The following is a 13,785-nucleotide window of genomic DNA, read 5'->3' on the forward strand; positions in this document are numbered from 1 at the left end:
GCTGCCACCGCACGAGTCACACTCCGATCATCTGGGGCCGACGCCGGGCTCCGACGATGCGGCCCCGCACGAAGAGCACGACCGTCCGCCCGAGCACCTCACCGACGGCCATCAGCAGGAGCGCGTCCACCCACGCCGATTCCTCGATCCGGTGCTCGACGCTGAAGGTGGTGAGGTGCATCTGCCCGGCAGCCGAGTTCGCCCAGAGTTGGAACGCCAGGCGGAACCCCATGCCGAGCACCCAGAGGGCGGCTGCCGCCGGTGTGGCCCGGGCGAACGGGTGACCGTCCTTCCGCCAGACGCGCGTCAGAGCCGCGGCGCCGATCCCGAGCGTCACACCCACCGCCGGTCCGAGGAGGACGAGGAGGACCCCGTTCGCGGTCGTCGGGAGTGCGTGCCCGTAGTGGAGCACGGCCACGGCGACGAGTGCGATCGGCAGGAGGAGCTGCACGATGCCGAGCCGTCGTCCGCGGAGTTGTAGCACCACGAGTCCGAGCAGGGTGCCGTCGATGAGCCAGTCAGTGATCGTCATGCGGCAAGCCTCGCGATCCCCGCGCGGCTGGGGCACCACCCCGGGGTGGTGCCGGGGGTGGTGATGCGGCACGCGATCAGGCGGGCCCGAACACCTCGGGTAGTGCCCCGACGAACCCGTCGAAGTGGCTGTACCACAGCGCGTGCGCTGCTCCCGGGACGCCGCGGACGGCGACACCGCTGGCGGTGAGCAGCTCCACGAGCTCGTCGTCGACGACGTCGCTCGGCTCCGCCCGCACGACGATCGACCCGCGCTCGGGCATCCAGGTGCCGCCGGCCGCAGCCGCGACGGATGCCGCCGTTGCCGGGTCGAACCGTTCCGCAGCGCGCGCCTCGACGACGCAGTCCTCGTCGCCGTAGTACGGCCGGGAGGCGCGGAGCCCCTGGACGGTCCGCTCACGTCGGTCACGTTCGTACTCCAGCTCGACCGTGGCGCGGTCCCAGCCGCCGCGGCTGCTGAACGGGGCCTCCACGTACACGGTCCAGTCGGGGCGGAGCTCCTGCACAGCGGCAGCCAGGACCAGACCGCCGAAGGAGTGGCCGATCGCGAGCGCCGGAGGACGCTGCGAGGTCGCGCGAACGGCGTGCACGACGGCCGCTGCGGCACGCTCGACGGTCAGGTGCGGGTCCCGCTCCGACAGCCCGTGGCCCGGCAGATCGATCGTGAGCACGCGGTACCCCCGATCGGTGAGCAACGGCACGACACGCCACCAGCTCTCAGAGGAGCCCATCATCCCGTGCAGCAACACGGCGGTGTCCGGTCCGCTGCCGCGCTCGTCGACGTGGAGGCGCATCCGGTCATACAACCACGGCCACGGGACGGACCGGCTCGTCCGTGGCTCCCGCCTCCTTCCGACTGCACGTGTGTCGTTCGACAGCGGGGGAGTCGTCGCCTGCTCGGACACCCGACGCGCGGCGCGAGAAGCGTCATCGCCGGTGTCGTTCGACAGCGGTGCCGTCGGAAGCAGGCGGAGGGGGCCGAGGGGGAGGGGGACGAAGAGGCGGTGGCAGGCGGAGGGGCGGTGGCCGGCGGCGGGGACGGTGCGGGAGCCTGACCGGTCAGAACCGCGTGGTGCCCCGCAGCCGCCGCGGCCGCCCGTCCGGGTCCACCGCCAGCCGCGCGACCGCTCCGGCCCAGAGCCGCTGGACCGCCGAGATCGGCTCGGGCGTGTGCTGCCGGACGTGTCCGACCGGCCGCGGTCCGGGCTCGCCGTCCTCGTGCCAGTGGTCGAGGGCACGAGCGGTGGCCTTCCACAGCGCGAGTCCGCCGGTCAGGTCCTGGAGCCGGGGGTCGTCGGGCGTCGTCCCCAGGTGCTCCGCCCACAGCTGGAGGCGCAGGTCACGCGGCAAGGAGGAGTCCGGGCCGTCGTCTGGCCGCGCCGCTCCGTCGACCACGGCGCAGGTGAGCTCGCTGTCACTGGTCCAGGATCGGCGGTTGAAGTTGTCCGACCCGCACGTCATCCAGGTGTCGTCGACGATGCAGATCTTGGCGTGGATGTAGATCGGGGTTCCGGCGGTGTTCTCGAGGTCGAACACCCCCACCCGGTCCGGGGCGGTGCGCTGCAGGGCCCGCACGGCTCGGAGCTGCCCGATGCGGCTCGGTGGTCCGGCGAGGGGACCGTCGGAGTCGGGGTAGCGCGGCACGACGACGATGACGTGCAGGTCCGGGTTCCGCTCGAGCGCGTCCGCGATGCCGGTGGCGACCTCGGTGGACCACAGGTACTGGTCCTCGATGTAGATGAGTCGCCGCGCCCGCTCGAACGCCTTCGTGTACGCCCGGGCGACGCTCCGCTCGCCGGCGGGGGCGAACGGGAACGCCGGGCGCTTCACTCCGTAGGTGCGGAGGAGCTGGACCGCGTGCGTGCCGGCGGGCGGCGGCGGGGGTGCGGTCTCCGGCAGCGGCTCGGGGTGCCGCGGCATCCGTGCGAGGCGCTGCAGGAGCATCCGGTAGGGGTCCCGGTGGTCGAGCGGGTGCGGATCGTCCCACCGCTCGGCGAACACGGCGAGGACGTCGGCCACGACCGGTCCGTGGAGTTCGAGGGCGGCGTCGTGCCACGGCGGTCGGTCGCCGTAGCGGGGGTCCATCGAGAGCGCCTGCGGGTCACCGGCGTGGTCGGCGTCGTCCCGCCGGCTGTGGCAGAGGTCGATCCCGCCGACGAACGCGACGTCGCGCGCCGGGTCGTCGCGGTGCCGGATGACGAAGAACTTCTGGTGGTGCGAGCCGAACACCCGCACGCGCTGGTCGAGGAGCACCTCGCCGCCGGCGTCGTTGACCTCGCGCCCCAGCAGCTCGTTCGACCTGCCGCTGATCGGCGAGGAGATCCGTTCGCCGTGCGATCGCCAGACCAGGCCGCGGACCTCGACACCGCCTCGGGCCAGGTCCGCGAGGAGTTCCCCGATCGTCGGCCCGTCGGGGAGCAGGCGCTCGTCCGCGTCGCCGCGCCAGTCCGTGAACCAGACCCGGTCGCCGGGCTCCAGCGCGGTGAGTTCCTCGTGCAGCCGGGCGAAGTACGGCGCGCCGTGCACGATCGGCACGACGAGGTTGCCCTCCGACCACGCCGGTTCGCCGTCGTGGTCGGCATGCACCGCGGTGGCCGTGTTGCCCCGCTCGCCGGCGCGCAGGAACCAGTGGCGGGCGTCCTCGTACACGGTGGGAACACTACGGGAGGCGCTCCCGGGCGTCCGGTGCGTGTGCACGAGGGCGTACCGCCGCGGGTCGTGTTGTGTGCACGAGGGCGTACCGCCGCGGGTCGTGTTGTGTGCGCACGGCCGGAGCCGGGATGCTGGCAGGGCGACGAGTCAGGAGTCCCGATGACGCACCTCCCGGTCCCCGATCAGGCCACCGCATCCTCCGTGCCGGACGCGGTGGTCCACCTGAGCAGCGGCGGGGTGAGCCTCGTGCTCGACGCGTCGTCCGGCCTCCTGCCCGCGGTCGTCCACTGGGGCGCGGCGCTCGGGTCGCTGACCGCGGACGACGTCGCGGCGCTGTCCGAGGCGGACGTCCCGCCGGTCGGCGGGAACGCCGTCGACGAGCCGGTGCGCGTCGCCGTGCTGCCCGAGGGGTGGACGGGATGGACCGGGAGGCCCGGGATCAGCGGCCACCGGAGCGGCCGGGACTGGTCGCCGCGGTTCCGCACGACGGCGGTCCGCCTGGAGGCCCGGGGGCACGAGGGCGCGCTGGCCGGCTACCGGGAGGTCGGGGCCGGCACCGTCACCGTGACCGCGGCGGACGAGGTGGCCGGGCTCGGGCTCGTGGTCGTCGTCGAACTGCTCGAGAGCGGCCTCGTGCGGCTGCGAGCCGAGGTCGAGAACACGGGTGCGGAGGAGTACACGCTCGACGACGTCACGCTCGCGCTGCCCGTGCCGTCGCGAGCGCGCGAGGTCCTCGACTTCGGCGGACGGTGGGGCGCGGAGCGGACACCGCAGCGGACCGAACTCGTGACGGGCATCCACGAGCGGCAGGGCCGCAAGGGCCGAACCGGTGCCGACGCGGCGACGGTGTTGAGCGTCGGGACGCCCGGGTTCGGGTTCGCCGGCGGTGAGGTCTGGGGCGTGCACACCGCGTGGAGCGGGAACCACCGGCACGCGGCGGAGCGCGTGTTCAGCGGCGAGCAGGTGCTCGGCGGTGGGGAGCTCCTGCTGCCGGGCGAGGTCCGGCTCGGCCCCGGCGCGTCCTACCGCACGCCGTGGGTGTTCGGCGCGTACGGGGTCGGTCTCGACGACCAGGCGCGGCGGTTCCACCGGTTCCTGCGCTCGCGCCCCCGACACCCCCGGCGGGACCGCCCGGTGACGATCAACGTGTGGGAGGCCGTGTACTTCGACCACGACCTGGGACGGCTGACGGACCTGGCGGAGCGTGCTGCCGGGCTCGGGGTGGAGCGGTACGTGCTCGACGACGGGTGGTTCCGGGGCCGCCGGGACGACACCCGCGGTCTGGGCGACTGGGTGGTCGACGAGGACGTCTGGCCGGACGGGCTGCATCCGCTCGTGGACCGCGTGCGGGAGCTCGGCATGGAGTTCGGCCTGTGGTTCGAGCCCGAGATGGTGAACGAGGACAGCGACGTGGCCCGCGCGCATCCGGAGTGGCTCATGCAGACGGGGGCGCGCCTCCCGGTCCGGTCACGGAACCAGCAGGTGCTCGACCTGGCGATCCCGGAGGCGTACGAGCACGTGCTGGGGCAGATGACGGCCGTGCTCGAGGAGTACGCGATCGCGTACGTCAAGTGGGACCACAACCGGGACCTCGTCGACGCGGGGCGGTGGCCGGGCGGTGAACCGGCGGTGCACGAGCAGACCCGGGCGGCGTACCGGCTCATGGCCACGCTGAAGGAGCGGTTCCCGGGACTCGAGATCGAGTCGTGCTCGTCCGGGGGCGGGCGGGTCGACCTCGGCGTCATCGAACACACGGACCGGGTCTGGGTCTCCGACTGCATCGACCCGCTCGAGCGCCAGCGGATGAACCGGTGGACGATGCAGCTCCTGCCGCCGGAACTGCTCGGGTCGCACGTGGCCTCGGGCGTGAACCACACGACGGGGCGGTGGCACGAGCTGTCGTTCCGTGCCGGGACCGCCCTGTTCGGCCACTTCGGGATCGAGTGGGACCTGGCGCGGGCGACGGAGCTCGAGCTCCGGGATCTCGGCGCGTGGATCGACCTGTACAAGCGGTACCGGGACCTCATGCACCGTGGGGAGCTCGTGCGGGTCGACCAGGTGGACCCGACGCTCAACGTGTACGGCGTGGTCGACCCCGCGCGGCGGGAGGCCCTGTTCTTCGTCGCCACGATCGGGCGGTCGGACGTGTCACCGCGGGGTCGCCTGACGTTGCCCGGCCTCGACCCGGCGACGCGCTACCGGGTCACCCCCGTGCTCGTCGGCGACCCCGAGGCGGGGGTGCAGCCCGCATCGTGGTGGGGGCCGGTCGTCACTGCTGCCGCTCCCGCCACGGCATCCGCATCGAACCGCGTCCTTCCTGACGAACCCCGCGATGCCGCGGTTCGAACGGACGGAGGCGGTGCAACGCCCACGGGTGCCACGGGTGCCACCGGTGCCACGGGTGCCACGGGGACCAGCGTCGGCGACGGGACGGTCCGTCGGTTCCGCGGGGCGGTCCTCCCGGGCAGCGCGCTCGCGTCGGCGGGGCTGCAAGCGCCCCTGATGTACCCGGAGCGCGTGGTGCTGCTGCACGTGACGGCCGAGGACTGACCGCCCCGAGTCACCGGACGCGGTGCTGCCCAGCAGACGCGACGGCATCCCGCGGCACGGCGCGGATCGCGTTGTGTCCCTCGGGCTTCCGCCGTACACTCGGTCCCACTACAACGTTGTAACCGCGAACGAAGGAACACCGCAATGCCGCGCGTCCACCTCTCCCTCGACCCTGCGTTCACCATCGGCCCGGTCCGGCGTCGCCTGTTCGGCGGGTTCGTCGAGCACCTCGGCCGCCACGTCTACGACGGCATCCACGAGCCGAACCACCCCACCGCCGACGAGCAGGGCTTCCGGCAGGACGTCATCGAGCTCGTCAAGGAGCTCGGGGTCACGACGATCCGGTACCCCGGCGGCAACTTCGTGTCGGGCTACAACTGGGAGGACGGCGTCGGCCCGGTCGACCAGCGTCCCCGCCGCCTCGACCTCGCGTGGCACGCCACCGAGACGAACCAGGTCGGGCTGCACGAGTTCTCGCACTGGCTCGACCAGGTCGGCAGCGACCTCATGCTCGCGGTGAACCTCGGCACGCGCGGCACGAAGGAGGCCATCGAGCTCCTCGAGTACACGAACGTCCCCGGTGGCACCACGCGCTCCGAGGAGCGCAAGGCGAACGGGCGGGAACGGCCCTTCGACGTCCGCATGTGGTGCCTCGGCAACGAGATGGACGGCCCGTGGCAGCTCGGCCACCGCAACGCCGTCGACTACGGCAAGCTCGCTTCGCGCACCGCCAAGGCGATGCGCCAGATCGACCCCGACATCGACCTCGTCGCGTGCGGGTCCTCGGGCCGTGGCATGCCCACGTTCGGCGCCTGGGAGCGCGAGGTCCTCGAGCAGACGTACGACGACGTCGACTACATCTCCTGCCACGCCTACTACGAGGAGAAGGACGGCGACCTCGTCAGCTTCCTCTCGTCCGGTATCGACATGGACCAGTTCATCCGCTCGGTCGTCGAGACCGCGGACCACGTCAAGGCCGCCCGGAAGTCGGACAAGACGATCGAGATCTCGTTCGACGAGTGGAACGTCTGGTACATCACCGACTGGGAGGCGCAGCAGAAGACGTACACGATCGACGAGTGGCCGATCGCCCCGCGGCAGCTCGAGGACATCTACTCGGTCGCCGACGCGGTCGCCTTCGGCGGGCTCATGATCACGCTGCTCAACCACGCCGACCGGGTCGCCTCGGCCAGCCTCGCGCAGCTCGTCAACGTCATCGCCCCGATCATGACCGAGCCGAACGGCCCGGCCTGGCGGCAGACGACGTTCTTCCCGTTCTCGCTCACGTCGCAGCTCGCCCAGGGCCAGGCGCTCAAGGTCGCGATCGACGGCGACACGATCGACACCCCGGTCTACGGTGCCGTCCCCGTGGTGGACGCCGCTGCGACGACCGACGGTGAGCGCACGTCGGTGTTCCTCATCAACCGGAGCACCGACGCGGCGACGACCGTCACGCTCGACCTCGGCCGGCTCGGCACGAGTGCGACCGGCTCGGTCAGCGCCCAGGGCATCTGGGACGACGACGTCTACGCCAAGAACACGCTCGAGGACACCGAGCGCGTCGGCCTCCGGACGAACGACACCGCGACGTTCGAGGACGGCACGCTCACGATCGAGCTGCCGGCGACGTCGTGGACGGCGGTGACCATCGGCTGAGCCGAGCTGGCGGGGTGCGGGTCCGTCCCGCACCCGGCCAGGGGCTCGGTCGCCGATGCCGGAACGGTACGGTGCAGACGTGACAGCAACCCCGGAGCGGAGCGTGACGCGCTCGCCGACGATCTTCGACGTCGCCGAGCGCGCCGGGGTCTCCCACCAGACGGTGTCCCGCGTCATCAACGGCGACGCGACGGTGCGGGCGCCGTTGCGCGAGCGCGTGACCGCGGCGATCGCCGAGCTCGGGTACCGACCCCGTGCCGCCGCCCGGGCCCTCGCGAGCCGGACGAGCCGCGCCCTCGGTGTCGTGTCCACGGGCGGGGCCCTGCACGGTCCCACGAGCACCGCGCTCGCGTTCAACCAGGCGGCCCGTCGTGCCGGGTACCACGTGCTCACCGCGACGCTCGACCGGGCGGAACCGGAGTCGATGCGCGACGCCGTCGAGACCCTCCTGGCGCAGGACGTCGCCGCGATCGTCCTCGTCGCCGCGGACTCCACCGCGACCGACGCCCTCGCCGCGCTCCCAGTGGCTCCGCCGGTCCCCGTCGTCATCGCGAACGGTCGCGCCGGCCAGGTCGCGGGGTGGACCGCGGTTGCGATCGACCAGGCTGCCGGCGCGGAACTCGCCGTGCGGCACCTGCTCGACCGGGGGCGGCGCCGGATCGCGCACCTCACCGGCCCGGAGGTCTCGCAGGAGGCCGTGGTCCGCCGCGACACGTACGAGCGACTCGTCCGCGAGGCCGGGTTCGAACCGCTCGTGCTGGCGGGTGACTGGACGCCCGAGAGCGGGTACGACGCCGGGCTCGCGCTCGACCGGGACACGGTCGACGCCGTGTTCTGCGGGAACGACCAGATGGCGCTCGGCGTGCTCCACGCGTTCGCCGACCGGGGTGTCCGCGTGCCCGAGGACGTCGCCCTCGTCGGCTTCGACGACATCCCCGAGGCGGCGCACTTCACCCCGCCGCTCACCACCGTGCGGCAGGACTTCGCATCGCTCGGCGAACGCGTGCTCGAGGCCGTCCTCGTCGTGCTCACCGGTGGTGCCGTGACCGACCGGACGGTCGAGCCGGAGCTCGTCGTGCGCACGTCGACGTAGCCCGCACCCCCGGTCCTGACCGGCCCACCCACCCGATCCGTGCCTCCCGGCCTTGCCGAAGTGAGCGCTCACATGGCACGATCACACCATGACGAAGGAGTCGCCCATGCCCGATGACGACCAGGCGCGCCAGCGCCACGCCGACGACGTCAGCGAGGGTCGCGCGACCCTCGGGATCGAGCTCGGCTCCACCCGCATCAAGGCGACCCTCGTCGGCGCCGACCTGCTGCCGATCGCATCGGGCAGCCACGAGTGGGAGAACGAGTTCGTCGACGGCCGGTGGACGTACCCGCTCGACGCCGTCTGGTCGGGCCTCCAGGCCTGCTACGCGGACCTCGTGTCCGACGTCCAGGACCGGTTCGGGGTGCGCCCCACGCGCTTCCGGGCCATCGGCGTGTCCGCGATGATGCACGGCTACCTGGCGTTCGACGCGGACGACGAACTGCTCGTCCCGTTCCGGACCTGGCGCAACACCTCGACCGGCGCGGCGTCCGCCGAGCTGACCGAGGCGCTCCAGTTCAACATCCCGCTCCGTTGGTCCGTCGCCCACCTGTACCAGGCGGTCCTCGACGACGAACCGCACGTCGCCGACATCGCGTCGCTGACGACGCTCGCCGGGTACGTGCACTGGAAGCTCACGGGGCGTCGGGTGCTCGGCGTGGGGGACGCGTCGGGCGTGTTCCCGATCGACCCCGCCACCGGCACCTACGACGCCGGCATGCTCGCCACGGTCCAGGAGCGCGTCGGACGGCGGGCCGCGCACCTCGACCTCGCGGCCGTGCTCCCCGAGGTGCTCCCCGCCGGACGGGAGGCGGGGCACCTGACCGCGGACGGCGCACGACTGCTGGACCCGACCGGCTCGCTGCAGGACGGCATCCCGCTCTGCCCGCCCGAGGGGGACGCGGGTACCGGCATGGTGGCCACGAACGCGGTCGCGCCGCGCACCGGGAACGTGAGCGTCGGCACGAGCATCTTCGCCATGGTCGTGCTCGAGGAACCCCTCACCGCCGCGCACCACGAGCTCGACGTCGTGACGACGCCGTCCGGTGACGCCGTCGCGATGGTGCACTGCAACAACGGCGCGAGCGAGCTCGCCGCCTGGGCGCGGGTGTTCGGCCGCTTCGCCGAGGTCACCGGGTCGCCGGTCGAGCCGGACCGGGTGTACGCGGCGCTGCTCGCGGAGGCCCTGGACGCGGACCCCGACGCCGGTGGCCTGCTGTCCTCGAACTACCTGTCCGGCGAGCCGGTGACGGGCGTCGAGGAGGGGCGACCGCTCCTCGTCCGCAGTCCCGCGGGTCGGTTCACGCTCGGCAACCTCATCCGGGCCGAGGTGGACGCGGCGTTCGCGACCCTGCGCATCGGCATGGACGTCCTGGCGGGCGAGGGAGTCGCGGTCGACCAGCTGCTCGCCCACGGGGGCCTGTTCCGGACGCGCGGGCCGGCCCAGCAGTTGCTGGCCGCCGCGTTGCGGGTGCCGATCGCCGTCGGGGCGACCGCGGGTGAGGGCGGCCCGTGGGGCATGGCGGTCCTCGCCGCGTACCTCGAGGCCGCCGACGAGCGGTCCCTGGCCGAGTACCTGGCCACCGAGGTCTTCGATGGCGACACGGTCGACGTCGTGCAGCCAGCGGCCGAGGACGTCGCGGGCTTCGCCACGTTCCTCGAGCGGTACCGGGCCGGCCTGGCCCTGCAGCCGGTCGCGGTCGCGGCCACACCGGCCGGCACGAGTGACGGCGACGCCGTCGCGAACGGCGACACCCCGAACGAAGGAGCAACCCCATGACCGAGGACACCCCCGTGTCCGGCGACGCCGTGTCCGACGACGTCCGTGCCGCCGTGCAGGCGACCCGCGAGAAGGTCGCCGCCCTGCACAGCGAGCTGACCCGGAACGGACTCGTCGTCTGGACGGGCGGCAACGTGTCGGAGCGCGTGCCCGGCGCCGACCTGTTCGTCATCAAGCCGTCCGGCCTGACGTACGACGAGCTCCGTCCCGAGAACCAGATCGTCTGCACCCTCGACGGCGTGCCCGCCGACGGTTGGGGCAACGAGCACGGTCCGTCGAGCGACACCGCCGCGCACGCCTACGTGTACCGCCAGATGCCGAGCGTCGGCGGCGTCGTGCACACCCACTCGACCTACGCCACCGCGTGGGCCGCACGGGGCGAGGAGATCCCGTGCGTCATCACCGCGATGGCGGACGAGTTCGGCGGGCCCATCCCGATCGGTCCGTTCGCGATCATCGGTGACGACTCGATCGGCCGCGGCATCGTCGCGACGCTCGAGGGGCACCGCTCGCGCGCCGTGCTCATGCAGAACCACGGGGTGTTCACCATCGGCAAGGACGGCCGCGACGCGGTCAAGGCGGCCGTCATGGCCGAGGACGTCGCCCGCACCGTGCACATCAGCCGGCAGCTCGGCGACCCGCTGCCGATCGACCCCGCCGACATCGACCGGTTGTTCGACCGGTACCAGAACGTCTACGGACAGGAACCCAAGGGAGCGATGCAATGACGCAGATCGACAGCGGACTCGACGGATACCAGATCTGGTTCCTGACGGGGAGCCAGGGGCTCTACGGCGAGGAGACCCTCCGCCAGGTCGCGGAGCAGTCGCAGGCGGTGCACGCGCAGCTCGCGGCGCAGGTGCCCGTCGAGCTCGTGTGGAAGCCGGTGCTCACCGACCCGGACTCGATCCGCCGCGCCCTCATCGAGGCGAGCGCGGACGACCGCGTCATCGGGGTCACGACGTGGATGCACACGTTCAGCCCGGCGAAGATGTGGATCGGCGGCCTCGGTGCGCTCACGAAGCCGTTGCTGCACCTGCACACACAGGCGAACGTCGAGCTGCCCTGGGGCGAGATCGACTTCGACTTCATGAACCTCAACCAGGCCGCGCACGGCGACCGCGAGTTCGGCTACGCGCTGGCCCGCATGGGGGTCGCGCACGCCACGACGATCGGCCACGTGTCGGATCCGCGTGTCGTGGCCGAGGTCTCGGCGTGGGCCCGTGCGGCCGCCGCCTGGGCCGCCGTCCGGTCGCTCAAGCTCGCGCGCTTCGGTGACAACATGCGGTACGTCGCCGTCACCGAGGGTGACAAGACCGAGGCCGAGATCGCGCTCGGCGTCCAGGTGAACACCTGGGCCGTCAACGAGCTCGCCGACGCGGTCGCCGACGTCGACGACACCGACGTCGACACCCTCGTGGCCTCGTACGAGGAGGAGTACGACGTCGTCGCCGAGCTCCGTCGCGGTGGCGAGCGCCACCAGTCCCTCCGTGACGGTGCCGCGATCGAGCTCGGGCTCCGCTCGTTCCTCGAGGCCGGTGGGTTCGGTGCGTTCACGACGAACTTCGAGGACCTCGGCGCGCTCAAGCAGCTGCCGGGCCTCGCGGTGCAGCGGCTCATGGCCGACGGCTACGGGTTCGGTGCCGAGGGCGACTGGAAGACCGCCGTGCTCGTCCGCGCGATGAACGTCGCCGGGGCCGGGCTCCCCGGCGGCGCCTCGCTCATGGAGGACTACACGTACGAGCTCACGCCGGGTCGCGAGAAGATCCTCGGCGCGCACATGCTCGAGGTCTCGCCGACGTTGACGGCCGCACGCCCCACGCTCGAGATCCACCCGCTCGGCATCGGCGGCAAGGACGACCCCGTGCGCCTCGTGTTCACGGCCGATCCGGGTGAGGCCGTCGTCGTCGCGATGTCCGACGTCCGCGACGGCTTCCGCCTGACGGCCAACGTCGTCGACGTCGTCGAGCCCGACGCGCCGCTGCCGCACCTGCCCGTCGGCCGCGCCGTCTGGGAGCCCCGGCCGTCGTTCCCCGTCGCCGCCGAGGCCTGGCTCGCCGCGGGGGCCGCCCACCACACCGTCATGACGAACGCGGTCGGGCTCGACGTCGTGGAGCGCTTCGCGACGATGGCCGGGACCGAGTTCGTGGTGATCGACGAGCACACCACGATCCGCGAGTTCCGGCAGGAGCTCAAGGTGCAGCAGGTGTGGCACCGCCTCGACCGGGGGTTCTGAGCCTCCCACTCAGAACGCACGACACGCCGTGTGCACCCGAGTGCACACGGCGTGTCGTGCACTCTGGGCAGGGTCGGCGTGACCCCCGGATGCGGGGTTCCCAGGTGATTCGGATGATCGCGGCGCCCAATGCCGCCGATCCGCGCGGTCATGGCGATCCCGGGGTGTCGTTCCGCTCAGGCTGCGCGCCCGACCGAGGGGTGGACCGATCGTTCCCGGTTGAGTCCGCGTCGAGCGGTACCTATCGTGGCCGAGGTCGTCCCGGGGGTGGGGAACGACGGTGGCCGCCCCAGGCGGTTGCACCAACGAGGCCGGACGCGCGCGAACAGCTGCCCCGCGACGGAACCCTCGACCTGACCGCAGATCGGCCGGGGTGGGCAGCGGTCGTCCGACGATCGTCGGCGTGCGCGGCCCCGTGAGGAAGCACCACACCATGAAGAAGTCCATCCGTACCCGCGCGCTCGTCAGCGGGCTCGCGTTCGCCGGCCTCGCCGTCACGGGCGTCGCCCTGGCGGCACCCGCCAACGCGGCCTCCGAGTCGACCTGGGACCAGATCGCCCAGTGTGAGAGCAGTGGCAACTGGGCCACCAACACCGGCAACGGCTACTCCGGCGGCCTCCAGTTCTCCCAGAGCACCTGGGCCGCCAACGGCGGGACCGGGACCCCGGCGTCCGCCAGCAAGTCGGAACAGATCGCGGTCGCGAACCGGGTGCTCGCGTCGCAGGGCTGGGGCGCCTGGCCGGCGTGCTCGTCCCGGCTCGGTCTGAGCGGCACCGAGGGCGCGTCCGCTCCCGCGGCGACCACCTCGACCGCTCCGTCGTCGACCACCTCCACCGCGCCGTCGGCCGCCTCGTCCACCGCGACGTCGAGCGCGGCGACCTCGAGCGCGCCCGTCGCGGCACCGTCCGCACCCGCGGCGCCGTCGATCCCGTCCGTGGCGACGAGCGGCAAGACGTACACGGTGCTCTCGGGCGACACGCTCAACACGATCGCCACGAAGCTCGGCGTGAGCGGCGGGTGGACGCGCCTCGCTGGTGCGAACACGCGCACCGTGACCGACGTCGACCTGATCTACCCGGGGCAGGTCCTGCAGCTCCCGGCCTGATCGCAGGCGCCGCTCGGTCCGCACCACGCGCGGACCGAGCGGGACACGACGGACGGGACCCGGGCGACCGGGTCCCGTCCGTCGTTCCGTTCGGCGTGGACACCGCCGTGTCGACGCCCTGTCCGGCTCGTCCTCCACATCGGCCGGTGCATGAACGCTGTCCACCATCTCGGCTCGGCACC

The 13,785-nt window shown here is 72.6% G+C and carries 10 protein-coding genes; 7 read left to right on the forward strand and 3 right to left on the reverse strand.

Annotation, left to right across the window (positions count from 1 at the left end; genetic code table 11):
* Positions 1-16: 16 nt before the first annotated feature.
* The 3 genes from DEI94_RS00970 to DEI94_RS00980 all read right to left on the reverse strand — a co-directional run bounded on the left by DEI94_RS00970 (position 17) and on the right by DEI94_RS00980 (position 3,180).
* Positions 17-532, reverse strand: a complete 516-nt coding sequence (locus DEI94_RS00970) for a hypothetical protein (protein ID WP_111027343.1) — start codon at positions 530-532, stop codon at positions 17-19.
* Positions 533-608: 76 nt separating this feature from the next.
* On the reverse strand, positions 609-1,325 hold the full coding sequence (locus tag DEI94_RS00975; protein WP_111012080.1) for an alpha/beta hydrolase: 717 nt from the start codon (positions 1,323-1,325) through the stop codon (positions 609-611).
* 265 nt (positions 1,326-1,590) lie between these two features.
* Positions 1,591-3,180, reverse strand: a complete 1,590-nt coding sequence (locus DEI94_RS00980) for a phospholipase D family protein (RefSeq protein WP_111027500.1) — start codon at positions 3,178-3,180, stop codon at positions 1,591-1,593.
* Between the two features lie 162 nt (positions 3,181-3,342).
* Here DEI94_RS00980 and DEI94_RS00985 point away from each other — a divergent pair, with 162 nt between their 5' ends.
* The 7 genes from DEI94_RS00985 to DEI94_RS01015 all read left to right on the forward strand — a co-directional run bounded on the left by DEI94_RS00985 (position 3,343) and on the right by DEI94_RS01015 (position 13,603).
* The gene (locus DEI94_RS00985) at positions 3,343-5,733 is read left to right on the forward strand and encodes an alpha-galactosidase (RefSeq protein WP_111027501.1); all 2,391 of its coding nucleotides are present in this window, start codon (positions 3,343-3,345) and stop codon (positions 5,731-5,733) included.
* Between the two features lie 144 nt (positions 5,734-5,877).
* Positions 5,878-7,389 carry an arabinosylfuranosidase ArfA gene (gene arfA / locus DEI94_RS00990; protein WP_111027502.1) on the forward strand — a complete coding sequence of 504 codons (1,512 nt, stop codon included), beginning with the start codon at positions 5,878-5,880 and terminating at the stop codon, positions 7,387-7,389.
* A gap of 79 nt (positions 7,390-7,468) precedes the next feature.
* Positions 7,469-8,482, forward strand: coding sequence for a LacI family DNA-binding transcriptional regulator (locus DEI94_RS00995; protein ID WP_258368731.1), 1,014 nt, complete (start codon positions 7,469-7,471; stop codon positions 8,480-8,482).
* A 106-nt stretch (positions 8,483-8,588) separates the two neighbouring features.
* Complete coding sequence (locus tag DEI94_RS01000; RefSeq protein WP_111027522.1) at positions 8,589-10,262, forward strand: xylulokinase; 1,674 nt, start codon at positions 8,589-8,591, stop codon at positions 10,260-10,262.
* Positions 10,259-10,990 (forward strand): L-ribulose-5-phosphate 4-epimerase, encoded by a 732-nt coding sequence (locus DEI94_RS01005; protein WP_111012084.1) that lies wholly within the window; start codon positions 10,259-10,261, stop codon positions 10,988-10,990. The genes DEI94_RS01000 and DEI94_RS01005 overlap by 4 nt, the downstream gene beginning before the upstream one ends.
* Positions 10,987-12,498: an L-arabinose isomerase gene (gene araA / locus DEI94_RS01010; protein ID WP_111027503.1), complete on the forward strand. Its 1,512-nt coding sequence runs from the start codon at positions 10,987-10,989 to the stop codon at positions 12,496-12,498. Before DEI94_RS01005 ends, araA begins: the two co-directional genes overlap by 4 nt.
* Positions 12,499-12,931: 433 nt before the next feature.
* Positions 12,932-13,603, forward strand: a complete 672-nt coding sequence (locus DEI94_RS01015; protein ID WP_111027523.1) for a LysM peptidoglycan-binding domain-containing protein — start codon at positions 12,932-12,934, stop codon at positions 13,601-13,603.
* The last annotated feature ends 182 nt before the right edge of the window (positions 13,604-13,785 follow it).

It is taken from the genome of Curtobacterium sp. MCBD17_040, from assembly GCF_003234805.2.
Taxonomy (GTDB): Bacteria; Actinomycetota; Actinomycetes; order Actinomycetales; family Microbacteriaceae; genus Curtobacterium.